Here is a 25,159-nt window from a genome sequence, read left to right as displayed (position 1 = left end):
GATCGCCCGATGACACAGACCGTCTCCCCGAAGCGCCCCTTCCCGTTTGTCCGGCTGATCCTGGCCTTGCTGGGAGCTGTCCTGCTGGCTGCAGGCGCCACCGCCCAGGAGCCTCTGGAAACCGGGCCAGACCGGCCGAAAGTGGCGCTTGTTCTATCGGGCGGCGGGGCGCTCGGCCTGTCCCATGTCGGCGCGATCCAGGAACTCGAAGCGATGGGTATCCGGCCCGATTTCGTGGTCGGCACCTCAATGGGCGCTGTCATCGGCGGGCTTTACGCCTCCGGCCTGAGCAGCGCCGAGCTGGAAGAGACCGTCAATGGCGCCAACTGGTCGGGCGTGTTCAACCCCTCCCCTGAGCGCGACAACCTCACCTACCGCCAGAAGCAGCAGCAGGTGGATTTTCCCGGGACCGCCAGTCTCGGGGTTTCCGGCGCCGGACTGCTTCTGCCGACCGGGGCGATCTCCGACCAGGCCCTGATGAAGGAACTGCGCCGCGTAACCCCGGCCCGCATGGCGGTGAAAGATTTCGACGATCTGACCATTCCCTTCCGCGCCGTGGCCACCGACATTGCCACCGGAGAGGCCGTGGTCATCGGCTCGGGCGAATTGCCAATGGCGATGCGCGCCTCCATGTCCGTGCCCGGCGTCTTCCCGGCTTTCCAGCTGGACGACCGGTTGCTCGTCGATGGGGGACTTGCAGCCAACATCCCGGTCAGCGTGGCGCGCGAGATGGGAGCTGACATCGTCATCGCCCTCTGGACGCCGAACGAACTCTTGCAACAGGAACAGATCGGCTCGGTGGTTGATGTGCTCTCGCAGACCGTCAGCCTGCTGATCCTTGCCAATGAGCGCGCCTCGATTGCATCGCTCGGACCAAATGACGTTCTGGTGAAGATGGATACAGGCAAGATCAGCCCTGCCGCCTTCACGCGCAGCAAGGAACTGATCGAAGCTGGCCGCGCCTCCATCCGCGCTCAGGCCGGAAGGATCTCGCCTGTCGCCGAAGGACGCGGCCCGGTCAGCTATGCCGGGCTGGGTGATGCCCCGGCGCCTGTCGTCTCCTTTGTCCGTATCGAGAACACATCGCGGCTCAGCCAGTCTTTGCTGGAAGAGCGCATGTCCCCGGTCCTGGGAAAGCCTGCGGACACCACCGAAATCAATGAAGCGCTCGACCGGATCTATGCCCTCGGACCGTTCGAGCGGGTAGACTACACAATGGCCGAGCAGGACGGGCTCACCGGCCTCGTGGTGCGGGCTGAAGACTCGCGGCGCAATGCCGGCCGGGTCCGCCTCGGCATGATCGTGGAGAATGATTTCAATACCGAGTCCGATGTTGCCGTTTCGGTGGACTATCGCAGCGCGGCGCTGGACGCCTATGGCTCGGAAATCCGCGCCATCGCCACGATCGGCGACATAAACGAGTTTGGCCTGGAATACTTCCGCCTGCTGGAGCCGGCACAGAGCTGGTTTGCCGCTGCCCGCGCGGAAATCGAGAACCGCCCGGTCAACATCTACACACAGCGCGGCTTCAAGACGGCGGGCTATGACCTCACCTATGGCCTCCTTGGGATCGATGCGGGCCGGCAATTCGGAAATATCGCCGAAATCCGTGCCGGAACCGAGCTCGGCACCGGACGCGCCAAGCTGAACGAGGGCGCAGGCCCAATTTCCGAAGTCGATATCCACACTGGCCGGGTCTTTGTCTCGGCCGGGCTCGACATGCTCGACAACCCTTTCTTCCCGACCACGGGGCTGACCGCGAAGGCGCGCTGGACGCAAGGCCTGGAGGGCCTGGGGGACAATGCCGACTATCAGACGCTGTCGGTCTCGGGCCTGCATGCCTACACTTTCGGGCGCAACACGCTGCTCACCTCTGTCTCCGGCGGCCTGCGCCTCAGCGGCGCGCCGCCCATTGATACGCTTTACCGGATCGGCGGCCTTTTCAGCCTGTCCGGCTATCGGCTGGATGAGCTGGCGGGCGAAAACTTCGCGGCCGCCCGCCTGATCTACCGCCGGTCACTGATGAGCGAGGACGCGATCTTCGGTGTGCCTCTGTTCGTTGGCGGGTCGCTGGAGGCGGGGGAAGTCTGGTCGTCCCCGGAGGATTTCACCTTCGACGATCTGCGCGTGGGCGGCAGTGTCTATGTCGGCGCCAATACGGCGCTCGGGCCGGTCTACCTCGCCTTCGGCCGGTCGAAGGGCGGGCGACAGTCGGCCTATCTGGTGATCGGGCGGTCGTTTTAGGCAGGCGCGGTCAGACTGCTTTCGCCTGCTTTTCGCGCGAGGTATTGAGCAAGGTGTCGGCGAGCGCGGCAACCAGCGCGCGCGGGCGGACAGGCTTCTCGATGAGACCGGAGAATCCGAGCTTTTCGCAGGCTTCGCGCCGCTCAGCCGTCGCGTCAGCCGTCAGGGCGAGGACCGGAATGCGGCTGTTGTGGCCAGGGCCGAAGCGCGCGGCTCGCAGGACCGCTTCGCCGCCACCGCCAGGCATGTGGACATCGCTGAGCACGGCCTGATAGCGCCGCACTGCCAGCCGCTCGGCGGCCGCCGTTGCATCGGGCACGCATTCCACGCGCCAGCCAGCCGCAATCAGCGCCTCGCGGATGACGAAGGCAGTGGTGTCATGATCCTCGGCCACGAGAATTTCACCGAGGTCAAAGCGCCCTGCGCCGGAAGGCTGCGGGTTCTCGACCGCCAGACGCGGACCCGCCTTCTGGACCGGCACGGTCACAGTAAAGAGGCACCCGCCCCCGGCATTGTCGGCCAGCGCAATGTCCCCGCCAAGGCGGCGCGTCAGGGCGCGTGCAATGCTGAGGCCAAGGCCTGAGCCGCCATGGGTTGTCGCGGTCGTGTCATCGGCCTGCTCGAACTCTTCAAACAGGCGCACTTTGTCAGCGTCGGAAATGCCGCGCCCGGTATCGGCGACCGTCATCACCAGCGAGAGGCCGTCGCCAGCTGGCGCGGTCGACATCTGCACGGTGACATGGCCACGTTCGGTAAATTTCACGGCGTTGCTGACGAGATTGAACAGGATCTGCCGCAGGCGCCCGGCATCGCTCTCGATCCGAGCCTCGGCGCTGCGGGCGACGGCGATGCGCAGGCCAACGCGCTTGGCGTCGAGCTTGGGCTGCCAGAGGTCGCGGGTTTCGGAGGCGAACTGGCGCAGCTCGAAAGGCTGCAGGGTAACAGGAAGTTTGCCCGCTTCCAGCCGGGAGAGATCCAGCAGATCAGTCAGAAGGCGCTCCAGATGCTGGCCGCTGTTGGAGATCGTCTCGGCGAGGCGTTTTGATTCGCCGCTTGTGGCCTGGTCCTTCAGGAGGTCAGCCACGCCCAGAATGCCGGTCAGCGGCGTGCGGATTTCATGGCCGACAAAAGCGAGGAAGCGGGAGCGCCCTTCGGCAAGGACCTGCATCCGGGATTTCAGTTCCTCGATCCGGCGCTGGCTGACCTGCTGGTTGCGCGCCCGGGCGGTGTTTTCCTCGGCCAGTGCCTTGAGCAGCGCAGCGGGCGATACGAGGCCCTGATAGACACCCTGCTCGACCACGATGACGCCGTCCGTGAGCGCGCTTGTTCCCTGCTCTGCCGCCTGCTTTGCGATCAGGGCGACAGGCGTGGTGCCTTCCGCGATGACCGGCGACGGGGTGATAAGATGCTGGATCGGGCGGGCCGCGAAGATGTCGCGCCCATTGGGACCGGCGAGCGCTTCGGTCAGCCGCGCCCGGGTAATATGGGCAATGTCAGGGTTAATCCCCTCCCCGCACTCGATCCGCACCGGCAGGGCAAACAGGGCCGGATCGGAGAGGAACAGGGAGAGCGCTGCAGCCCCGGTCGTGGTCGACGGGACGGCGGGAACAGGCAAGGCGATTTCCTGGAGACGTACGGGCATGGGTGACCGGGCAATATGGTTAATGCCCGATCATCCCGAACAAGTGTTACCTTCCGGCAAACACCCCGCGTTTTAAATTCAGCTGATCTCGCGGCGGTTGCGAATGATCTTGCTGACAAGACCATAGTCAACCGCTTCCTGGGCGCCCATCCAGAAGTCACGCTCGGTGTCCTTCTTGATCTGCTCCACGGTTTTGCCGGTGGCCTCGGCAAAAATGCGGTTCAGGCGTTCGCGCATCTTGATGATTTCGCGGGCCTGAATCTCGACATCCGTGGCCTGGCCGCCGACGCCGCCGCGGGGTTCATGCAGCAGGTAGCGGGTATTGGGCAGCGAGTAGCGGTTTTCCTTCTGGGCAGCCGCATAGATCAGCGCGCCGGCCGAGGCGACCCAGCCGGAACCAAGGACTTTGACCGGGGCGGTGACGAATTTGATCATATCGTGGATCATGTCGCCGCTTTCGACATGGCCGCCGGGCGAGGAAAGGATCATCAGGATCGGCTCGTCGCTCTCAGCCGACAGGGCGAGGAGGCGCTCGCAGACCATGCGAGCCTGCTTGAAGTCGATACCGCCGGTCAGGAGGATCGTGCGCGACTTGAACAGCGCTGATTCTACGAGGGTATTTGGCCCGTTGGCCGGGGTCGATTCGTTTTCGTCATCGTCATCTAGGCGGAAGGGGGTCATGCAGGCTCCGGAAGGAATCTCTTTTAATTCTGGCCGTATAGGTGCGGTGCCGGGGGCGCCGGGTCAAGGCGCGCGGCTCACTATTCCCCAGCCAGCAGCGGGACAAATCCGGCCAGTTCCGGGCAGTCCCGGCCATTTGGGGACAAAGCCGGATACCAAACAGGACACTTAAGCGGCCTGCGAAATGACCCGTGCGACCTCGGACGCATAAGCGTGCGCCTTCTTCTCGCCGACGCCGCTGATCTCGCGCATCGCGTCGGCACTGGCCGGGCGCTCGCGCGCAATCTCGGCGAGGGTGCGGTCATGGAAGATGACATAGGGCGGCACGCCGCGTTCCTTGGCGAGGCCGGTGCGCCAGAGACGGAGTGCCTCGAAGACGGCGAAGTCGCGTTCGGAGAGGTCGGCCATGACGGCGGTGCGGGCAGCGCCCTTCGAGCGGCGGCGGCGATGGGTGGAGGCGAGGTCTTCGCGCAGCGAGACCGGGCGTTCCCCTCTGAAGAGGGCCTTGGCGGCGTCCGCGTCCGGGACGATGACGACCGGACGCATGGCTTCGCCGCCTTCGGCGATCAGGCCCTCGAACATCAGGGCATCGAAGACGCGGTTCCACCCCTGTCTTGGAAGCTCCTTGCCGATGCCAAAGGTGGAGAGCGTTGAGAGGTCGGTGTCAAAATCATCCTTCGCTTCACCCAGAAGATGCTGGACGAGGCGGCCCCGCCCGATGCGCTGACCGCAGCGCAGGACGGCGGAGACCGCCATCTGGGCGTAGCGGGTGGCGTCATGGCGCTCGCCGACTTCGCCCCGGCAGACATCGCAGACGCCGCAGGGGTCGACTTTCTCTTCGCCGAAATAGCGCCGGACCGCGCCCCGGCGGCATTCATCGCCATTTAGGAAAGCAAAGAGTTGCCGCGTCTTGGTGAGCTGGACGCGCTTGATCTCATCGGGCGCGTCGCTGGAGTAGGTCCATTGCAGCGACCGGTTCATGTCCGCCGGGCCGAAGAGGGCGACGCCCTCGGCAGGGTCGCCATCGCGCCCGCCGCGGCCGACTTCCTGCCAGTAGGCTTCCAGCGTCTTTGGCGGATCGGCATGGATGACAAAGCGCACGTCTGGCTTGTCGACGCCCATTCCAAACGCAACAGTGGCGCACATCACCAGCCCCTCCTCCAGCAGGAACCGGCGCTGGCGCTCGGCGCGTACACCTGCGTCGAGGCCAGCATGATAGGCGAGCGAGGGAACGCCGGCTTTCTCCAGCGCGTCGGCGAGGTCTTCGACGGCGTTGCGGGTGGCGGCGTAAACGATACCGCTGGCCCCTGTCCGGGCTTTGACCAGCTGAACAACGCGGGCGGTGCGGTTGCCCTCCTTGGGCTCGGCGGCGAGGATGAGGTTTGGCCGGTCAAAGCTTGCGACATGGACGGCGGGGTCTGTGAGGTCGAGCTGGGCAAGGATGTCGTCGCGGGTGCGCGCGTCGGCGGTGGCGGTCACAGCCAGGCGCGGCACACCGGGAAAGAGCCCCTTGAGGCGGCCAAGGGCGCGGTAGTCCGGGCGGAAATCATGGCCCCACTGGCTGACGCAGTGGGCTTCATCCACGGCGATCAGGGAGACCTTCATCCGCGAGAGCCGGTCTGCCAGACCATTGCCGAGCCCTTCAGGCGAAACGTAGAGCAGGTCCATCTCGCCGCGCTGGGCCGCGTCAAGGGCTGCCGTGCGGGCATTGAAATCCATCGAGCTGTCGAGGCGTTCGGCGCGCACGCCGGCGAGTTTCAGCGCATCGACCTGATCGGCCATCAGCGCGATCAGCGGCGAGACGACAATGCCGATGCCGTCTCTCAGAAGTGCGGGGATCTGATAGCACAGCGATTTGCCCCCGCCGGTCGGCAGGACGGCAAGGCCATCGCGGCCCGCCAGCGTGTCAGCGATCACATGCTCCTGCAGGCCGCGGAAGGCGTCATAGCCATAGACGCGCTTCAGGAGCGCGCGGGCATCGGCAAGGGTCGGGGGCGAAGACATGATCGCCCCTGTTCTGGGGAGATGCGGGGATTCGGGCAAGGGGCGGGCAGAGAAAAGCCCGGCGGGCTGATCGCGCCAATTCATGCGCGCTGCGCATGAATGCTATCTGGCGGCGCGGGCTGCCCTCCCCCGCCGGACATCCCATATACCGGTCAACAACACCCCTTCATGGACAGGAGACATCCCATGATCGAACTCCGCCCCTTCGAGAAGCTTGGCCGGTTCCGTAATGACTGGCTGAACGCGCATTATCACTTTTCCTTCTCGGGCTATCATGACCCCTCCCGCGTGCATCACGGCGCGCTGCGCGTGTGGAATGATGACGAGATCCAGCCCCGCACCGGCTTTCCCCCGCACGGACACGACTCGATGGAAATCATCACCTACGTCCGCAAGGGCGCGATCACCCACAAGGATTCGCTTGGCAATCACGGCCGGACCGAAGCAGGCGATGTGCAGGTGATGAGCGCGGGCTCCGGCGTGCAGCATTCGGAATGGAATGCCGAGGACGAGGTGACCGAGCTCTTCCAGTTGTGGATCATTCCGAAGGTTCGCGGCGGCCAGCCGAGCTGGGGCGCGCGGAAGTTTCCCAAGGGCGACCGGTCGGGCAAATGGGCCGTGTTTGCTTCGGGCACCGGCGAAGACGACAGCCTCGCCATCAACCAGGACGCCAGGGTTCTTGGCGCGACGGTCAAGGCAGGCGAAACGCTGAGCTATGACATTCCCAAAGGCCGCTTTGGCTATCTGGTGGTGGCCGATGGCGAGGTGACGCTGAGCGGACAGCTTCTAAAGGCGCGCGACGGCGCGGCGATCTCCGGCGGCGAGACGATCACGCTGGAAGGCGTCAACTCGGCCGAGCTGGTCCTGGTCGACACGGTGTGAGGCTCACACCCTCGTGACTTCTTCCCCCGGCGGGTTCCTGATAGGGTTTGGCCAGATCGGGGATCCCGCCGGGATCACGCTGAGAGAACTAAAGAAGGAAGAAGGAGTGCTGACATGAAAACGGCTGGCCTTGCCCTATTGTTTCTGGCGGCTGCGCCAGTGGCCGCCGCCGGTGAAATCGCGGTGAGCTACTCTCCCGAGTTTACCGAAAAACTGGCCGATGATTATGGTATGAAGGAAGGCGAGGTGCTCGCCGGGCGTATCCAGCGCGACCTTGAGCGGGAGCTCCGGAAAGCCGGTGTGGATGTGGCGCGCGTGGATGTCACCATCCTTGACGCGAAGCCTTCCCGGCCGACCTTCAAGCAGGGCAGCGACACGCCCGGCCTCGACATGTTCCGTTCCGTGAGCATCGGCGGCATGGAGCTTAAGGCGGTGGCGTTTGACGCCTCGGGCGCGCCGGCCGGTGAGCTGGAATATGACTGGTATGAAAATGACATACGCAATGCAGGCCTCACGACCTGGCATGATGCGAGCCGCGCCTCAAGCCGGTTTGCGAGCCGGTTTGCCAAGGATCTGAAGAAATAGGCCCTCCACCCCTGGGGCCGCCCTGCCGCTGCCGTCACCTCATAAGGCGGCAGCGGCATCACTCTTTCTGACATCACTCTTTCTGATTGGCCGTTTCAATCCGGACACTGAGTGTATCCGGAGATTTGATGTGCAGGTCGCGCTGGGGCATCGAGATGTGGATCCCGTGCTTCTCGAGCGCCGAATGGACGGCCCAGACATAGTCGGCCATCACCTTTTGCGGGCGCAGGATGGCTTCATCGGTGAGCCAGACGATCAGCTCGAATTCGAGGCGGAAATCACCGAACTTCACGAGCCAGACCTGGGGCGTATGCTCGCCCCGGTCATCGAACGTCCAGGGCACGCTGGCGGCAGCCTCCAGGCCCGCCTTCTCCACCAGCTCCTTGGATGTGGCATAGGCGACCCCAAAGGGCACATGGATGCGCCGGCGGGCTTCGGTCATCGTCCAGTTGATCAGCTGTGCCTTGATGAACGCCTCGTTGGGCACAACGATGTCGATATTGTCGTTGGTCATCACGACGGTGGAGCGGAAGTTGATCTCCTTCACGACGCCGGAGAGGCCGGACTGGAGCTCGATGAAGTCGCCCACTTTCAGCGACTTCTCCATCAGGATGATGACGCCGGAGATGAAGTTCGAGAACACCGACTGGAGGCCGAAGCCGATGCCGACACCGAGGGCGCCGGAGAAGAAGGTCAGTGCGGCGAGGTTCACACCAAGGAAATTCAGCGCCACCAGCACGGCGACGATCATCACGCCGATCTTGATGCTCTGGCCAAGCAGGCCGCCGACGGACGCGGGCAGTTCGGGCGAGCCGCGCAGCTGGGACTGAGCGACATTGCCGATGAGGCGGCCGAGCCAGAGGGCAAACCAGGCGAGCGCGATGCTGACGAGGATGCGCAGCACCGAGACTTCATGCTCGCCAAAGTCGACAGTGACGCTGCTCAGCCAGCCGGTGACAGGGCGCAGCCAGCCGACGATGTAGAGCGCGGTGATCGCCCAGGCGAAATAGGCAATCGCCTTCGACCAGAAGCCGCGCCGCATGCTGGCGGTGAAGATACGCACGATGATCCAGGCCAGGAGAAGGCTGGTGACGATGTGCAGCGTATTGTTGCCAAGGCCGAGCGCCTCGAAGGCGGCGGTGGCCCCTGCCAGCAGGATGACGGTGAAGACCGGCCAGACGATCCGCGATAGGGAATGGTAGGTCAGGAGAACAAAATCGATCCGCCCGCGCTTCTCCGCCGCCTCCATCAGCATCTTCTTCGGAAAGCGGGAAATCAGGAAGCCGAGGCCCGCGCAGAGGATCAGGGCGCCAACCTGCCAGAGTGTGTCCGGCGAGCTCAGCTCGTCGCGGGCCGCGTCGATGAACCGGGTGACCGACTCCTGGAGTTCGGCAATCAGCGGAGCCGCCGTTTCCGGCTGGAGCAGGTCGAGGCTCATGCTTGTGGCAATCCTCAAAGGCATTGAATCGACAAGGGGAAACCTTATCGGGCTCGCCTATGCATGCAACCCTGCCTTTGCGCGTCAGATGCGCTTGAGCACCAGTTCGCAGCGCTCGTTCAGGCTGGGGCGGGCGACGGCGACGCGGGCGAGGCCGGGCAAGGTCTTGCCGAGCTCGGCGGCGGCCCAGAGGCAGATGCGCTCGAGGGTGGGGACGTCGAGGCCTTCTATGTCGTTCAGGAGCTTGTGGTCGAGCTTGGCGGCGGTTGCCTCGAGCATGGCGGTGAGGTGGCTGAAATCCTCCACCCATTGCTCGCCCGGCTTCACGACGCCGGCGACGGTGGCTTCCAGGCGGAAAGAATGGCCATGCACGGAGCGGTAGGGATGGCCTTCAGGCTTGCCGCCCATGAAATGGGCTGCCTCGAAGAACACCGCCTTCGAGATCTCGAAAATCTGACCTTCGGCTTTTAAGGAAGCCCGGCCAGTTTGTGTGTCTGCAAGCTCAGTCGCCATTTGGGATTCTTCAAGCAATAAGCGGCCACCGCCGCCACATGGCTGACGCTGGGTCCATCGTCCCTCGGTTGGAGGAAAAAGTGCTCAAAGTCCAGTGTTTCAAAGCATTCTGGCTGCGCCTCCGGCTCGGTTTGAGGGTAAACGAGCTTTAACTCATTGCCTGATTTCTGGGCGAGTTGGGCGTTGGCCTTGGGACTGACGCAGATCCAGTCGATCGATGCGGGCGCGGGCAGCGTGCCATTGGTCTCGATGGCGATTTCAAAGCCCGCTTCATGCAGCGCGTCGATCAGGGGCTCATCGAGCTGCATCAGGGGCTCGCCGCCGGTGCAGACGACGTAGGGGCGCCCGCCGGAAGACGCATTGGCCGCCCAGATGGCCTGCACATGCGCGGCGAGGTCAGCGGGCGCCCGGAATTTTCCGCCCCCTGCCCCGTTCGTGCCGACAAAATCGGTGTCGCAAAAGCGGCAGACGGCCTTTTCCCGGTCGCGCTCCAGCCCGCTCCAGAGATTGCAGCCGGCAAAGCGCAGGAACACCGCCGCGCGGCCGGTATGGGCCCCTTCGCCCTGCAGGGTGTAGAAGGCTTCCTTGACCGAATAGGTCATGGGGCGCTCCCCTTGCCTGCCTGCCAGCGCTGCCAGCCATTTGCGCGCAATTCGCAGGCCGGACAGGTGCCGCAGCCATAGCCCCAGGCATGGCGCGCGCCGCGTTCCCCCAGATAACAGGTATGGGTTTCTTCCCCGATCACGGCCACCAGCGCGTCTCCGCCGAGTTCCTCGGCAAGCTGCCAGGTGGCGGCCTTGTCGAGATACATCAGAGGCGCGTCGATGCGGATGTCGGCGTCGAGGCCGAGGCGGAGGGTCTGTTCCTGTGCCCTGAGCGTATCGGCCCGGCAGTCGGGATAGCCGGAATAGTCGGTCTCACACATGCCCCCGACCAGCACGCCGATGCCCCGGCGCACGGCGAGGGCGCCGGCAAGGGTGAAGAAGAGGAGGTTGCGGCCGGGCACGAAGGTGCTCGGCAGGCCCGCCGAAGTCATCGTGATCTCGACCTCATGGGTCATGGCCGTGGCGCCGAGCGATTTGAGGACGGCGGCATCGATCAGGTGATCCTCGCCCAGCCTTGCCGCCCAGACGGGGCTCAGCTGGCGAGTCGCTGCGAGCACTTTCGGCCGGCAGGCGAGTTCGATGGCATGGCGCTGGCCATAGTCGAAGCCGATCGTCTCGACCCGGTCAAACCGGCCCAGTGCCCAGGCGAGGCAGGTGGCCGAATCCTGTCCTCCGGAAAACAGGACCAGCGCGGAAGAAAGGGAATGCGTCATGGTCGCCGCTGTATCAGGGCGGCCGGGACTGGCCAAGGCCAGGCAAAAAAAGGCGTCACATTTTTGACACCCATGCAAATAGTTTCACCTTGACGTGGGGACAGGACAATTGACAGGGGGCGCGCCATGGCTTTGTGATGTGATTGAAGCCGGTCCGCCAAAGAGGTTGGCTCAAAATACATCAATGTTTTCGGGACCGGATGATCGGCCCGAGGGGAGGAAAAATCGAAATGAGCCGAAACACAGACTCGAAATACGTCTTGTTGGCAGGGGCCTCGGCGCTTGCTCTGAGCTTCATCGGTACCGCTTATGCCCAGGAAGAGACCGCACCGGATGATTCCCGGCGCCTTGGTACCGTCACCGTCACCACACAGAAGGTAGAGCAGTCGATCCAGGACGTTCCGATCGCGGTCTCGGCCTTTGACGAGGAAGCGCTCAACAAGTTTCAGCTGGCCGGCGGTCCTGATCTTGTTAAGTCCATACCGAACGTGACCTTCTCTAAAGGCAACTTTACGGGCTACAACTTCAAGATCCGCGGGATTGGCGTTGATGCGGTTGCCCAATCCGGTGACGCCGGCGTTGGTATCCACCAGAACGATGTGCCACTGACCGGCAACCTGCTTTTTGAAGCTGAGTTCTTTGATTCCGAGCGAATTGAGGTCCTGCGCGGTCCTCAGGGTACGCTCTATGGCCGTAACGCCACGGGCGGCGTGTTCAATGCGATCACAGCCAAGCCCGTCATGGAAGAGTGGCTGGGCAACGCCTCGGCAACACTTGGTAATTATGGCACAGCCAAATACAAAGGTATGCTGAACGTCCCGGTTGGCGAGAAGCTCGCCATCCGTGTGGCAGGTACCTACCTTGAGCGCGACGGGTTCGTGGAGAATACGGTAACGGGTAACGACATCGACGCCCGCAAGCTTTATGGCCTCCGGGCCTCGGTGGCGTTTGAGCCAACCGACCGCCTCCGCGGCTTGTTTATCGCCGACTACTTCAAGGAAGACGACAGCCGTATCCGCTCAGGCAAGCAACTTTGCGACAAGGACCCTCTGAAAACCTCCTTTGGTGGGTTGCCAATCGGTCCGCTCGATCAGCTTGTTACCTCGATCGGCTGCCTGGAAGCCCCGCTTAGCGCAATGAACGACCGTGTAAACTCGGTTGCCACGCTGGGAGGCGGTCTTGCCATCACAGCGGGCCTTCTGAACGGCGATGCCTTTACGGCCCCAATCAATCCGGACCTTCGCCAGATTGAATCAGCGTTCGATCCGCAATACGAAGCCGAGCAGACCCTCTATACTTGGAAAGGCGAATTCGACGTCACTGACGCGCTCAAGCTGACCTACCTTGGCAGCTATAGCGAAACCGAAGTTGCTTCTTTTGAAGATTACAACAAGGTTGCCCCAACCATTGCGTTCAATGCAACGGCGGGCGCGTTCGCTGCGGTCCCCCGCTTTACTCGCTGCTGTTCCCGAACGGCACCGTCAATGACCCTCAGCTGGGTGCCTCCAATATCTTCCGCACATTCGACATTTCGGGCGGATCAAGTGAGCAGACGACCCATGAGCTGCGCCTTCAGTCTTCCTATGATGGCCCGTTCAACTTCAACCTTGGCGTGATCAAGGTTGACTACGAAGCCATCGACCCGGCTGAGGCGTCTGCAGGGTATTACGTGCTCTCCAACTCGCTGACCGCACTGACCCAGATCAACAATGCTGCGGGCGGCGCTTTCTTTGGCGGGCAGGTTCCGATTGACGACGGCACTGGCGGCGCACCGGCTTTTGCCGGGGCGGTTGTTGGGGATGGCGGCAACTATTTCCGCTCGCTGTCACCCTATACGCTCGACTCTTTTGCTGTCTTTGGTGAGGGATATTACGACATCACCGACTCGCTGAAAGCAACGGTCGGCCTGCGGTATACGAGCGATAACAAGAAGCAGGACCGGATCCCGTCGATCCTCTTTACTCCGGGGGGCTCGATTGAGCCGACCGGCGTGGCGGAAGCCGAGTTTGAGGAAGTCACCGGCCGCGCCGGCCTCGACTGGGCGCCGGACCTGGCCTTCTCGGATGATACATTGATTTACGCCTTCTATTCACGGGGCTACAAGGGCGGTGGTATCAACCCGCCCCAACCGGCAGGCGCCAATCTCTTCCCGGAACTCTTCGATCCGGAGTTCATCAACTCCTACGAAATCGGGACCAAGAACACGCTGGCAGATGGGTCGCTGCAACTTAATGCAACAGGCTTCATGTATGACTATGAAGGCTACCAGATCACGCAGATCGTGAACCGCACCTCGGCAAACTTCAACATCGACGCCAAGATCAAGGGCATCGAGGTTGAAACGATCTGGAACCCGGTCTCAACCTTTGTCCTTAACGCCAATCTCGGCCTTCTGGATTCAGAAATTCAGGATAGCTGGGGTATTGACGTGCTCGACCGTACCAACGGCCGCGCAGACCTCGTCGTACTGAAGAATGCCGCTAGCTTCTCCAACTGCGTGGTGTCGGCGCAAGGCTACGCGACCGTGCTTCAAGGCATAGCAGCAGGCGCCCTGCCAGCCGGAGCATCCCGCGGGCTTTGCTCTGGGGCGTTTGTCGGGCAGGAAGCCGCTCTTGCGGTGTTCAACGGAGGTAGCCCGGTCGCAAGCGTGACCGTTACCAATTCCGACGGCACACAGTCGACCATTGCCGGCTTTACGCCGTTCGATGGCGAGGCCAAGGACCTCGATGGCAGATCCCTGCCGGGTGCTCCGGAATCGACCTTCAACTTTGGGGCCGAGTACACTTGGGAGCCAGGTGCCTTCGGAGCCTGGGGCCTTACCGGACGGATTGATTACTACAATCAGTCCTCCAGCTTCAGCCGGGTCTGGAACACCCAGCGCGACGAGCTCTCCAGCTGGGACAATATCAACGCCTCGCTGGCGCTGTATAACGATGAAAACGGCATACGGGTCGAACTGTTTGGCAAGAACATCGCAGACGAGAACGTCATTACCGGTGCCTACCTGACGGATGACTCCTCGGGTCTCTTCACCAACATCTTCCTGACCGAGCCGCGCACCTATGGCGTATCAGTGACGAAGTCCTGGTAAGCGGGCATCCTGCCTGACATCGGGGGGCAGCCTTTCGGGGCTGCCCCCTTTTTTATTGGCGCTTGCACCGGAACAGCCTATCTCTGCGCCACATCTGATTTTCAAAGCCCCCTTCCGGGGCCCCACCCCAAAGGAGCCGGTATGTCCGTCTTTGCCCGCCTCGCCGTCCTCGGCCCGCTTGCCCTGATCGTGTCCGCCTGCGGAGAAGCCGCTGCCCCGGCCGGACAGGACGTTCCGGCCGCAACTCCGGCCGCGTTTTCCGGTATCAGCCTCGAGCAGGTGGCGCCGGCCGAACAGCCCTGGGGCATGGTGTTCCTGCCCGATGGCGGCCTCCTCTTCACCGAGAAGGAAGGCGGGCTCAGATTCTTCGCAGCCGGCGGCCAGCCAGCCTCCGTGGCGGGCTTGCCGGAGGCCTATGTCGAAGGCCAGGCCGGCTATCTAGGCATTGCGCTCGATCCGGGCTTCGAGACGAACCGCCTGGTTTATGTCTCGCTCGCCACCGGCACGGCAGCGGCCAACTCCACGGCCGTATTCCGCGGGCGCCTCAGCGATGACAACAGCGCGCTGGAAAATGCCGAGCAGATCTTCAAGGCCGATGACCAGGATACTGCCTATCACTATGGCTCGCGCCTCGTCTTTGGAGCGGACGGCACGTTGTTTGTCTCCCTCGGCGAGGGCTTCAAATACATGGCCGATGCGCAGGACCCCAAGACCACCCATGGCAAGATTGTTCGTATCAATCCGGACGGCACCATTCCAGCCGATAATCCGTTTGCGGACGGCGTGAACGGCAAGCCGGAAGTCTGGTCCTATGGACACCGCAATGTGCAGGGGCTGTATTTTGACGGCGCCACCGGCACGCTCTGGGCAACAGAGCACGGCCCGCGCGGCGGCGACGAGCTCAATATCGTCAAGCCGGGCGTCAACTATGGCTGGCCGGAAATCACCTATGGCGTCAATTATGACGGCACGATCATCACAAGGGAAACTGAAGCTGAAGGCATGGCGCAGCCTGAAACCTACTGGGTGCCGTCGATTGCGCCGGCGGGCCTCACCATGGTGACCAGCGACAAGTATCCGGGCTGGGAGGGCGACCTCTTCTCCGGCGGCATGAACGGCCCCGAAGGCCTCGTCCTTATGCGGATTGACCTGGAAAACGGCGAAGTCGCCGGCAAGGAAGCCCTGCTGAAGGGTGAGATGTCGATCCGGGATGTCGTGCAGGGGCCGGACGGCTATCTCTATGTGGCGAACAAGGATTTCGACGGCATATTCCGCGTCGTGCCGCAGGAATAAGCCCCGCGCGCCCACAAAACGAAACGGCCCCGCCAGATGGCGGGGCCGTTTTCATTGGGGGATAGTCAGGACGCGGCGGATACGCCTGCGAGGTTATTTCTCGGCGAGCGGAATGCCGTAAAGCTCCAGCCGGTGATCGACCAGCTTGTACCCAAGCTTGCGGGCGATTTCTTCCTGCAGCTTCTCGATCTCTTCGGAATGGAATTCGACTACCTGGCCGGTCTTCACGTCGATCAGGTGATCATGATGTTCGGCCGGCATTTCCTCATACCGGGCGCGGCCATCGCGGAAATCGTGCGCCTGGATGATACCGGCATCCTCGAACAGCTTGACCGTCCGGTAGACGGTGGCGAGCGAGATCGAGGCGTCGAGCGAATTGGCGCGGCGGTGCAGTTCTTCCGCGTCGGGGTGATCATCGGCGACGGAAAGAATCCGGGCTATAATGCGGCGGGGCTCCGTCATGCGGAGGCCCTTCTCGATGCAGAGTTTTTCTAGTCTGTCCATGGCCCCTAAATGCCCTCGCATTGCCGGAAAGTCCAGTTCAACCTTGTCACGCGCCGCGCAGGTGTTTTCCGAAGAATTCCAGCGTGCGCGACCAGGCGAGCGCGGCCGCCTCGGGGTTGAAACGCGGCGTTGTATCATTGTGGAACCCGTGCTGGGTGCCCTCATACCAGTGCAGCTCATAGGGCTTTGCCGCCGCTTTCAGCGCCGCTTCATAAGAAACCCAGCCCTCATTCACGCGCGGATCGTCGCTGGCGAGGTGGATCTGGAGGGGCACCTCCAGTTTCGCCGCGTCTTCATCGGCCGGCCAGCCGCCATAATAGGGCACCGATGCCTTGAGCCAGGGCAGGCTGACGGCGAGCTGATTGGCCATGGCGCCGCCGAAGCAAAAACCGGTCACCCCGACGCTGCCATTGACGGCCTCATGCCCGCGCAGCAGCTCGGCGGCTGCCACGAAATCGGCGAACATGTCTTCCCGCGTGCGCTGGGCCTGCAGGGTGCGCCCTTCGTCATCATTGCCCGGATAGCCGCCGAGCGGATGGAGCGCGTCGGGCCCGAAAGCGACATAGCCGGCCTTGGCGGCGCGGCGGGTCACGTCGCGAATGTAAGGGTTAAGGCCCCGGTTCTCATGGATCACGAGGATGGCCGGGAGCGGGCCGGCGGCATTTGCCGGGCGCACGAGATAGCCGCCCATCGTGCCCGCGCTGCTCGGCGTGGTATAGGTGATGTCTTCCTCGATGAGGTCGGCCTCGCCAGTCAGGGTCTGGGCCTTGCTGTAATCGGGCATCACGCATGCTGCGAGCATCGACACCGTGATGCCCCCGCCCGCATACGCGCTGAGGCGGGAGAAGAAGGCCCGCCGGGAGAGATCGCCGTGGCAATAGGCGTCGTAGAGGCGGAAAACTTCCGCCGGAATCTCGATTTTGCTCTGGTTGCCATCGGCCATGGTCGCTCTCCCGTTCTCCTCAGGCGAGTATAGACCAGACGGCCCGAAGGGCCAGCCTTTCGCCCGGCGCGCCTACCCGCCGATGGCGCGCGACATGAGCAGGGCGTCGACCGGCGAGGGGCGCCCGGCGCTGTAATAACCCTTGCGGCGGCCGTCTTCGGTAAAGCCCAGCCGCACATAGAGGCGCCGGGCGGGAGTGTTGTCCTCGGCCACATCGAGCAGCAGGCGGGTGTTGCCTGCGCCGGCCAGTACCGGGATGGCCGCTTCGATCAACTGGCCCGCAAGCCCTTCTCCGCGCCGGGCGGGCGAAGTGGCGATGGTGAGGAGTTCACTCTCGCCCGCCGCGGACTGGAACAGCACGAAGGCAAGAAGGCCGCCCTCCCCCTCGATCCCGAGGGCGAGCACATTGTCCGTATCGATCAGCGTCTCAATCGAGGCGGCGCTCCACGGATCGGCAAATCCTGCGGCATGCAGCTGCGCTGCAGGGCCTGCATCAGCGCGCGTAAGGCGGCGGATTGTGTGTGTCATGCCGGTCGGGCTTTGCCAAAATTTCCAGAAGGCAGACATCCGGGATTGATTGCCTTGGCCTACCCCTGCTAGTTCGCCTGCCCTCTGCTCCAGCACAAGACCGAAATCATGACCCAGGCGATCTCCACGCTCGGCCTCGACTTTGGCACGACCAACAGCGTTGCCTCCCTCGCCGCGCCCGATGGCACCGCGCAGGCCATGAGCTTCAGCCATGGCGAGGACGTCTTTTCGGCCTGCCGCTCCGTGCTCTGCTTCTGGCGCGATGAAGACGAAGCGCGCGCGATGATGGAGATCGGCCCCTGGGCGATCGACCAGTTCCTGGAGCTGGGCGGGGATTGCCGTTTCATCCAGTCGTTCAAGACCTTTGCGGCGAGCCCGCTTTTCGTTTCGACCCTGATCCATAACCGCAACTGGCAGTTTGAAGACCTTCTGGCCGCCTATCTGCGCCGCCTGTCGGAGCGGGCGGGCACGCCCTGGCCAACACGCGTGGTGATGGGCCGCCCGGTGCGCTTTGCAGGTGCCCAGCCGGACGAGGCGCTTGCCCAGTCCCGCTATGAAGCCGCGCTGAAGCGGATCGGCTTTGAAACCATCCATCATGTGTATGAGCCGGTCGCCGCTGCTTTTTTCTATGCCCAGCGCCTCACGCACGCCTCGACCATTCTGGTGGCAGACTTTGGCGGCGGAACCAGCGACTTCTCGGTCGTCCGGTTTGATCCCTCGGGCGGGAAGCTGCGCGCGCAGGCGCTCTCCCATTCCGGTATCGGAATTGCGGGCGACGCGTTTGACCAGAAGATCATCGAGCATGTGGTGGCGCCGCTCTTTGGCAAGAGCAGCACCTTCCGCAGCGGGGAGAAAACCCTGCCCGTGCCCTCGTCCTTCTACAGCCGGTTTGCGCAGTGGAATCAGCTCTCGATCATGCGGCACACGCGCGATTATGCTGACCTTCAGAAACTGCTGCAGGCGTCAAACGAGCCGCGCCTGATCCAGTCCTTCATCGACTTCCTTGATGCCGACGCGAGCTACCTGCTCTACCGGGCCGTGGCGCAGGTTAAGGCGCAGCTCTCGCAAGCGAAGACGGCGACCTTCAGCCTTCGCGCCGGCAGCCTGACCATCGAGCGGGACATCACCCGCGCCGAGTTTGAGGGCTGGATCGCCGAAGACGTGAGCGCCATCGGCGAGACAGTTGATACGGCGCTGAGCCGCGCGGGCCTCTCGCCAAGCGGGATTGACCGGGTGTTCCTGACCGGGGGCACATCCTACGTTCGCGCGCTGCGCGAGAGTTTCGAGGAACGGTTTGGCGCAGAGAAAGTCGAGACCGGTGACCAGTTCGTTTCGATCGCGCATGGCCTGGCGCTGATTGCGCAGCAGGATGACCTTGAGCCCTGGCTGGCGCGGCGGCCTTAGGATTTCGGCGTTGGCAGCGTCGCATCCGGCTCGCGGGCATAGACCGGCGTGGGCGGATGATCTGCCGGATCAAACCGCCCGGCCTTAAGGGCGGCGGTGACGGCGCTGGGGCGCATCGGGCGGATGTCGAGCTTTGCGGCCTGCTCGCCGAGCGCCTCAGCCCCATCCATGAAGATCGGCGCATGGAAGCCTTCGAGCATGGCTGAGAGCGCGGTAAGGCCTACCTCCTGCACCGGGGCGATGCCGGCGTCCTGGCTGATGCCCTGCACCCACCAGGTCTGGTCGGGCGGGCGCCGCTGGGCCATCAGGGCGCCGAGGCTCGCCCCTTCCATACCCGCGGGGATGGCCGCTTCGAGACTGGTGATGCCGACCGCAGGCGCGCCGGTGACGAGGGCGAGGCCGCGCACGTAAGCAACGCCGATGCGCAGGCCGGTGAAGCTGCCAGGCCCTGTGACGACGGCAAGGCGGGACACATCGGCGAAACTGGCCCCCTCTTCCTTCAGCAGCGCCTCGACAAAGCCCGGAAGCGCCTTTTCTTGGCCACGCGGTAAAGTCTCCCGCGCATCAGCCAGGATTTCGCCATCGCGCACCAGCGCGGCTTCCATCGTCGTAAAGGCCGTGTTCAGGGCAAGGATCAGCATCCTCGCCGGTTAGAGGATGCGGCAGCCTTCGTCAAATTCCAGACGCGGCAGACGGTCCATCAGCTTGGTCTTGTCGCCATAGCCGAGATTGCAGATGAAATTGGCGCGCCAGTGCTGTTCCTCGCCGTCCTGGCTCTGGAAGAACTCGCGGTTTACGCCGGGCATGTCGAAACCGCTCATCGGGCCGCAATCGAGGCCAAGCGAGCGGGCCGCCAGCATCAGGTAGGCTGCCTGAAGCGTGCCGTTGCGTATGGCAGTTTCTTCGGCATTGTTGTCAAACCAGTGTTTGGCATCCGGATTGTGCGGGAAGAGTTGCGGGATCCTGTCGGCAAAGCGCATGTCGTGGGCGATGATGACCGTCCAGGGCGCTGACGCAGTCTTTGCGCGGTTGCCTTCGCTCATGAAGGGCAGGAGGCGCTCCTTGCCTTCCGATGTGGTGACGAACACGAAGCGGGCGGGCGAGCAGTTGGCGCTGGTGGGGCCCATCTTGGCGAGGTCATAGACCGCGCGGATGAGGACCTCGGGGACGGACCGGTCAAGATAGCCGTTCTGGCTGCGGGCATCGCGAAAGATGATGTCGAGCGCGTGATCGTTGACCGGGTGGGCCATGGGCAGTTCCTTCCTTGATGGCGGCAAAGACCCGGCGGTGGCGGCAGGATCTGGGCCGGATTTTCTGGCTGGAAACTCGTTGGAGTTTTTCTGGCCGCTTGTTGGAGTAACCGTTGGAGTTTTTCTGGCGGCTTTTTAAAGCGCTGCCTCCACGGCGGTCACCTCGGGCACATAGGTGCGCAGCATGTTCTCGATGCCCTGTTTCAGGGTCATGGTCGAGGACGGGCAACCGGCGCAGGCGCCCCGCATCGAGAGATGAACGATGCCGGTTTCCGGGTCAAACCGCTGGAAGGTGATGTCACCGCCATCCTGAGCCACGGCCGGGCGCACGCGGGTTTCGATCAATTCCTTGATCTCGTTGACGATTTCAGCCGTCTCGCCTTCATATTCGGTTTCATCTGAGAGACTTGGTGTTCCCTCTTCCACGACCGGAAGGCCGGACATGAAGTGATCCATGATGGCGGCCAGCACCATCGGCTTGACATGCCGCCAGTCTTTGTCCTGCACCTTGTTTATGCTGACAAAATCGCTTCCCAGAAAGACACGCTCGACGCCTTCGACCTGAAACAGGGCGCGGGCCAGCAGGCTGGTGCGGGCGCTGGCGGCATCGGGAAAGTCGAACGGGCCCCGATCTCCGGCAACCGGCTGTCCCGGAAGGAATTTGATCGTGTCGGGGTTTGGCGTTGCTTCGGTCTGGATAAACATGTCGGGGCCTTCCCTGTCTCGACCCAGACATGGCCCGCCCTTCCCTTCAGATCAAGGGAGCGCGGGGCATTGGCGACAGATCAGGGCAGCGCGATCTCGGCATCGGCGTCGGTCTGGGCAACCGAAGTCTCTTCAATTACCTCATCTTCCGCTGCCGGTTCCATCAGCTTGATGAGGTGGCGGGAGGCTTCTTCGGCTTCGAGAAGGAAGTAGGCCATGCTGGCAAGGTGGTTGGGCGTTAGGACAGCGGAGTCCGACTGGTTGGAAACGAAGATCGGCTTCATTTCGGCGGCACGCTCCCAGGCGGCCTCGACCCGGTCGGCCGCCACCAGAACAGCCGTATCCGAAAGCGTGAATGCCTTGTCGACATTGGCGGCGAACATCTCATGGGCGACATGGGCGTGAGCCTTGGCGCGGTAGAAAGCGGCGATGTCTTCCTTGCTGGCAGGCCAGCCGCCTTCCTGACGGGCATTGATGCGGTCAGAGAGGGCGGCGCGATCTTCGCTCGCCCAACCTGCGAAGAGGGCGAGTTCCCGCGTCATGATCTCTTCGGGCATCGGCCGCATGGCCAGGCCGCGCGAGGCGCGTGTGTCAAAGCGGTTGAGCGCTTCGGCTGCCGCCGTGAGGCGGGGGCGCATCGGCTCGCCGGGGACTTCCGAGAGCAGACGGGAGGCAGCGGCCAGATCGCTGTCAGGGGCGCCTTCATAAGGCGCCAGTTCGGAGATCAGCTGGACATGCTGGGACAAGGCGTCTGCCGTGCCCGACTGCCAGGCGGGCAGCGCGGTCAGGCGTGCCTGGGGATGCCAGGTCGGGCGATTGGCCGCCCAGCCGGCGCCTTCGAGCTCGCGCGCGATCTTGTGAATGGCCACGGCAATGCCCGGCACAGCCCAGCTCTGCTCGGCGGGAATGCCGATGGGCTTGTCGTCAACGTAGCTGGAGAGAACAACCGCAGCCGGATAGGCGCCAACCGCGGCGGCCACGAGACCGATCTTCAGCGTACGTTTCACCGTGCGCCAGCCCTTCTGAAAGCCGATCATGATCGGGCTGGGCTCGGCATAGTCGAGCGAGATGAAATGTGTCGGGTCGTCCGCCGGGGCGGGAGCGTGCTCGCGCTCTTCATAGGCCCGAGGGAGTTTCACTGCCGCCGCTGCTGCCATGCTTTTACGCCGCTTCTTCTGGGGTGCTGTGGATTTGTTCATCCTGTGCCGTTTATGAAGCTGTTAAACCGTTATTAACAGGCCAGTTGCGCATGAAATTTCAGCAAGCAAGGCGATGTGGTTAATTCAAGCACCAATTTACCGCTTTCTGTCGCAATTCCAGCAGCAGAAGGTGTCCCGGCCCGCCAGCCAACTCGCCTCTGAGGCAGCCCCTTGATCCCCATTCGCCATCCCCGCGAAAAGAACTCTCCTTACGAGGATGGGTTGATTCCCCGCACAGCTGAAAGAGATGCAGGGCGCGTGCGGCGCTTTTAAGGCGCGCCTGCTTTTGAAGTGTCCAAAGTGGCCGGGGGCGCGTCAGGCGCGCCAGAAACCAACGATCCGGCGCACATCCTCCATGATCGGGGCGGCCAGAGCACTCGCCCGGGCCGCGCCATCGGCGAGCACGCGGTCAAGCCCGGCCTCGTCGTCGAGAATCTCGCGGAACCTTGCGGTGATCGGCGCCAGATGCGCCACTGTCACATCGGCCAGCGCCGGCTTGAACACGCCAAAGCCCTTGCCTTCAAACTCGGCGAGGACCCCTTCTGCCGTGCGGCCGGACAGGGCGGCGTAGATGCCGACGAGGTTTTCGACTTCTGGACGGCCCTCAAGTTCTTTGACCGTACCCGGAATGACGCCGGCATCGGTTGTCGCCTTCTTGATCTTCTTTGAGATCGTGTCGGCATCGTCCACGAGATTGATGCGGGAGAGGTCAGAAGGGTCAGACTTCGACATCTTCTTCGTGCCGTCCTTGAGGCTCATGATCCGCGCGCCGGGGCCTTTGATCATCGGCTCAGGTTGCGGGAAGAAGCCTGGCACATCGTAGTCGCGGTTGAAGCGCTCGGCGATGTCGCGGCTGAGCTCCAGATGCTGTTTCTGGTCCTCGCCGACGGGGACATGGGTTGCCTTGTAGGCGAGAATGTCTGCGGCCTGGAGCACCGGATAGGTGAACAGGCCCACAGAGGCGCGCTCGGCATCCTTACCGGCCTTGTCCTTGAACTGGGTCATCCGCTCGACCCAGCCCATGCGGGCGGTGCAGTTGAAGATCCAGGCGAGTTCCACATGCGCGAGCACCGAAGACTGCGGGAAGATGATCGACTTGGACGGATCAACCCCGGCGGCAATGAAGGCGGCCGCGATCTGGCGGGTATGCGAGATCAGGGCCCCCTTCTCCAGAGGCATGGTGATCGCGTGCAGGTCCACGACGCTGAAGATGCAGTCATGGCCCTCGCGCTGAAGGTCGGCAAACTTCTTGAGCGCCCCGAGATAGTTCCCGAGGTGGAGGTTGCCGGTTGGCTGGACGCCGGAGAATACGCGTTTCGGGCCGGTATAGGCTTGGGTCTGGTCGGTCATGATCCGGCGCCTTTAGCGCGTTTGATCAGCGGCGCAAAGCCTGCCGGATGTCGCTAAGACGGACGGCGCCGGTCAGGAAGGCGGCGAAGGTGTAAATGAAGCCCCCGGCAAGCACGATGATTGCGGCGGCAAGCTCCTTGGAGCCCCCGAGCGCGCCCTGGATGGCGGGCAGTTGCCAGAGCATGGCCCAGATGGCCGCAGACAGGATAAGCGTGGCCAGAAAGGCCCGCACGATGCCGGAAACGGCGCGGGCGCCGGGCCTGTACCAGCCGCGACGGGCAAGGGTCGCCGCCAGCAGGAGGGCATTGACCCAGGAGGCTGCGCTGGTGGCGATGGCGAGGCCGGTAAAGCCCATCTGTCCTGATTGCTTCAGCCAGAAGAAAAGCCCTGCCCCCAGAACCGTGTTGATGGCCACCGAGACAAGGGCAAAGCGCATCGGGGTCTTGGTATCTTCCCTTGCAAAGAAGGGCGGGGCGAGCACCTTGATCAGCACAAAGGCGGGCACGCCCCAGGCAAAGTGGAAGAGGGCCGCGCCGGCCGCGACGGCGTCTGCCTCCGTGAACGCGCCGCGCGCAAAGAAGGCGTCGATCAGGAAGACCGGCGCCATCATCAGCGAGGCAGCGGCCGGGAGCGTCAGCGCCATTGCCAGGCCAAGGCCTTCATCCATGGTGCGGCTTCCCGCGTCCCCATCCCCTGCCCGCGCTGCGCGGCTGAGGCGGGGGAGGATGGCAACGCCCACCGCGACACCGACAAGGCCCAGGGGAAGTTGATAGAGACGGTCTGCCGCATAAAGCCAGCTCTTGGCGCTGACCTCGAAACTCGCGAGCGACTGGCTGACGATGATGTTGATCTGGGTGCCCGAGGCGGCAATCGTGCCTGGCACGGCCAGCAGCAGCATTTTCTTCACTGCAGGTGTCAGACGCGGCCAGCCGATCAGGCTCAGCCGGACTTTCTGGCGGGCCACGCCCCACCAGAGGAGGCCTGCCTGAAGGAAGCCCGCAATGAGAAAGGCAACCGCCGCATACTGGGTCGTAATGACCGGCGTAGTGCCCAGAAGGCCTGCCGGTATGAGGCAGAGATTGAGAACCGTTGGCGCGCCAGCCGAAAGAATGAACCGCTCGGCAGAGTTCAGCACGCCTGAGAGCAAGGCGCCGATCGCCATGAAGGTAAGGTAGGGCATCGTGATCCGCGTGAGCAGGACCGCGAGATCATAGTGTTCCGGATCGTCCGCCTGCCCGCCATGGATGAGGAGCAGGACCCAGGGCATGAAAATCTGGGCGAGGATGGTCAACGCCGCCGTCATCGCGAAAAGGACACGCAAGGCGTCCTCTGCCACCTGCCGGGCAGCCTCTGGCCCTTCGGCTTCCAGCGTGCGCGCATAAGATGGCACGAAGGCAGAGGCGAAGGCGCCTTCGGCAAAGACGCGCCGGAAGAGGTTCGGGAACTGCTGGGCGGTTGCCCAGGCATCGCCCACGGGGCCTGCGCCAATCTTCGCGACGAGGATCACATCCCGCGCGAGGCCGAGGATGCGGCTCGCCAGGGTCAGCGAGGCCTGAACGGCAGTGTTTCGGGCGAGGCTCATGGT

Annotated in this window: 23 protein-coding genes; 7 read left to right on the top strand and 16 right to left on the bottom strand. The window is 63.4% G+C overall.

The window, feature by feature from the left end; translation table 11 throughout:
• Positions 1–9 precede the first annotated feature (9 nt).
• Complete coding sequence (locus KG722_RS13515; RefSeq protein WP_213272413.1) at positions 10–2,244, top strand: patatin-like phospholipase family protein; 2,235 nt, start codon at positions 10–12, stop codon at positions 2,242–2,244.
• A gap of 10 nt (positions 2,245–2,254) precedes the next feature.
• Here the strand turns inward: KG722_RS13515 and KG722_RS13510 are convergent, their stop codons facing one another.
• From KG722_RS13510 to recQ, 3 genes are all read right to left on the bottom strand, one after another.
• On the bottom strand, positions 2,255–3,859 hold the full coding sequence (locus tag KG722_RS13510; protein ID WP_213272411.1) for an ATP-binding protein: 1,605 nt from the start codon (positions 3,857–3,859) through the stop codon (positions 2,255–2,257).
• A 105-nt stretch (positions 3,860–3,964) separates the two neighbouring features.
• A complete protein-coding gene (locus tag KG722_RS13505; RefSeq protein ID WP_213272409.1) occupies positions 3,965–4,567 on the bottom strand; it encodes an ATP-dependent Clp protease proteolytic subunit in 603 nt (200 codons plus the stop codon).
• 168 nt (positions 4,568–4,735) lie between these two features.
• Complete coding sequence (gene recQ, locus KG722_RS13500) at positions 4,736–6,571, bottom strand: DNA helicase RecQ (protein WP_213272407.1); 1,836 nt, start codon at positions 6,569–6,571, stop codon at positions 4,736–4,738.
• A gap of 186 nt (positions 6,572–6,757) precedes the next feature.
• On the opposite strand from recQ, the gene KG722_RS13495 reads away from it, so the two are divergent.
• Positions 6,758–7,453, top strand: coding sequence for a pirin family protein (locus KG722_RS13495; protein WP_213272405.1), 696 nt, complete (start codon positions 6,758–6,760; stop codon positions 7,451–7,453).
• 114 nt (positions 7,454–7,567) lie between these two features.
• A complete protein-coding gene (locus tag KG722_RS13490) occupies positions 7,568–8,038 on the top strand; it encodes a hypothetical protein (RefSeq protein ID WP_213272403.1) in 471 nt (156 codons plus the stop codon).
• 73 nt (positions 8,039–8,111) lie between these two features.
• Here KG722_RS13490 and KG722_RS13485 read toward each other — a convergent pair whose 3' ends face one another.
• The 4 genes from KG722_RS13485 to queC form a co-directional block, all read right to left on the bottom strand.
• Positions 8,112–9,476 (bottom strand): mechanosensitive ion channel domain-containing protein, encoded by a 1,365-nt coding sequence (locus KG722_RS13485; protein ID WP_300998515.1) that lies wholly within the window; start codon positions 9,474–9,476, stop codon positions 8,112–8,114.
• 84 nt (positions 9,477–9,560) lie between these two features.
• Positions 9,561–9,989: a 6-carboxytetrahydropterin synthase gene (locus KG722_RS13480; protein ID WP_213272401.1), complete on the bottom strand. Its 429-nt coding sequence runs from the start codon at positions 9,987–9,989 to the stop codon at positions 9,561–9,563.
• Entirely contained in the window at positions 9,944–10,591 is a 648-nt protein-coding gene (gene queE / locus KG722_RS13475) for a 7-carboxy-7-deazaguanine synthase (protein ID WP_213272399.1), read from the bottom strand. Before queE ends, KG722_RS13480 begins: the two co-directional genes overlap by 46 nt.
• Entirely contained in the window at positions 10,588–11,307 is a 720-nt protein-coding gene (gene queC / locus KG722_RS13470; protein WP_213272397.1) for a 7-cyano-7-deazaguanine synthase QueC, read from the bottom strand. The genes queE and queC overlap by 4 nt, the downstream gene beginning before the upstream one ends.
• 230 nt (positions 11,308–11,537) lie before the next feature.
• On the opposite strand from queC, the gene KG722_RS15255 reads away from it, so the two are divergent.
• The 3 genes from KG722_RS15255 to KG722_RS13460 all read left to right on the top strand — a co-directional run bounded on the left by KG722_RS15255 (position 11,538) and on the right by KG722_RS13460 (position 15,691).
• Complete coding sequence (locus KG722_RS15255; RefSeq protein WP_300998513.1) at positions 11,538–12,923, top strand: TonB-dependent receptor plug domain-containing protein; 1,386 nt, start codon at positions 11,538–11,540, stop codon at positions 12,921–12,923.
• Entirely contained in the window at positions 12,818–14,398 is a 1,581-nt protein-coding gene (locus tag KG722_RS15250) for a TonB-dependent receptor (RefSeq protein WP_366910253.1), read from the top strand. The genes KG722_RS15255 and KG722_RS15250 overlap by 106 nt, the downstream gene beginning before the upstream one ends.
• A gap of 141 nt (positions 14,399–14,539) precedes the next feature.
• On the top strand, positions 14,540–15,691 hold the full coding sequence (locus KG722_RS13460) for a PQQ-dependent sugar dehydrogenase (RefSeq protein ID WP_213272395.1): 1,152 nt from the start codon (positions 14,540–14,542) through the stop codon (positions 15,689–15,691).
• Positions 15,692–15,784: 93 nt separating this feature from the next.
• Here the strand turns inward: KG722_RS13460 and KG722_RS13455 are convergent, their stop codons facing one another.
• From KG722_RS13455 to KG722_RS13445, 3 genes are all read right to left on the bottom strand, one after another.
• Complete coding sequence (locus KG722_RS13455; protein WP_213272393.1) at positions 15,785–16,195, bottom strand: Fur family transcriptional regulator; 411 nt, start codon at positions 16,193–16,195, stop codon at positions 15,785–15,787.
• 46 nt (positions 16,196–16,241) lie between these two features.
• Positions 16,242–17,138, bottom strand: coding sequence for a dienelactone hydrolase family protein (locus tag KG722_RS13450; protein WP_213272391.1), 897 nt, complete (start codon positions 17,136–17,138; stop codon positions 16,242–16,244).
• Between the two features lie 72 nt (positions 17,139–17,210).
• Positions 17,211–17,666, bottom strand: a complete 456-nt coding sequence (locus KG722_RS13445) for a GNAT family N-acetyltransferase (protein WP_213272390.1) — start codon at positions 17,664–17,666, stop codon at positions 17,211–17,213.
• 108 nt (positions 17,667–17,774) lie between these two features.
• On the opposite strand from KG722_RS13445, the gene KG722_RS13440 reads away from it, so the two are divergent.
• Entirely contained in the window at positions 17,775–19,070 is a 1,296-nt protein-coding gene (locus KG722_RS13440; RefSeq protein WP_300998512.1) for an Hsp70 family protein, read from the top strand.
• On the opposite strand, the gene tsaB is transcribed toward KG722_RS13440, so the two are convergent.
• The 6 genes from tsaB to murJ form a co-directional block, all read right to left on the bottom strand.
• Entirely contained in the window at positions 19,067–19,711 is a 645-nt protein-coding gene (gene tsaB, locus KG722_RS13435; RefSeq protein ID WP_213272388.1) for a tRNA (adenosine(37)-N6)-threonylcarbamoyltransferase complex dimerization subunit type 1 TsaB, read from the bottom strand. The two genes, KG722_RS13440 and tsaB, sit on opposite strands and share 4 nt — an antisense overlap.
• A gap of 9 nt (positions 19,712–19,720) precedes the next feature.
• The gene (locus KG722_RS13430) at positions 19,721–20,320 is read right to left on the bottom strand and encodes a malonic semialdehyde reductase (protein ID WP_213272386.1); all 600 of its coding nucleotides are present in this window, start codon (positions 20,318–20,320) and stop codon (positions 19,721–19,723) included.
• Positions 20,321–20,455: 135 nt separating this feature from the next.
• Positions 20,456–21,025 carry a NifU N-terminal domain-containing protein gene (locus KG722_RS15515; protein ID WP_213272384.1) on the bottom strand — a complete coding sequence of 190 codons (570 nt, stop codon included), beginning with the start codon at positions 21,023–21,025 and terminating at the stop codon, positions 20,456–20,458.
• Positions 21,026–21,105: 80 nt separating this feature from the next.
• Positions 21,106–22,164 carry a hypothetical protein gene (locus KG722_RS13420; protein ID WP_213272382.1) on the bottom strand — a complete coding sequence of 353 codons (1,059 nt, stop codon included), beginning with the start codon at positions 22,162–22,164 and terminating at the stop codon, positions 21,106–21,108.
• Between the two features lie 375 nt (positions 22,165–22,539).
• Complete coding sequence (trpS, locus tag KG722_RS13415) at positions 22,540–23,574, bottom strand: tryptophan--tRNA ligase (protein ID WP_213272380.1); 1,035 nt, start codon at positions 23,572–23,574, stop codon at positions 22,540–22,542.
• Positions 23,575–23,599: 25 nt separating this feature from the next.
• The gene (gene murJ / locus KG722_RS13410) at positions 23,600–25,156 is read right to left on the bottom strand and encodes a murein biosynthesis integral membrane protein MurJ (protein WP_213272378.1); all 1,557 of its coding nucleotides are present in this window, start codon (positions 25,154–25,156) and stop codon (positions 23,600–23,602) included.
• Positions 25,157–25,159: the final 3 nt, after the last annotated feature.

Origin of the sequence: Hyphomonas sp., from assembly GCF_018402285.1 — a bacterium.
Taxonomy (GTDB): domain Bacteria; phylum Pseudomonadota; class Alphaproteobacteria; order Caulobacterales; family Hyphomonadaceae; genus Hyphomonas.
Note: the sequence above shows the minus strand (reverse complement) of the source record. Positions and strands in the feature narration are given on the sequence as shown.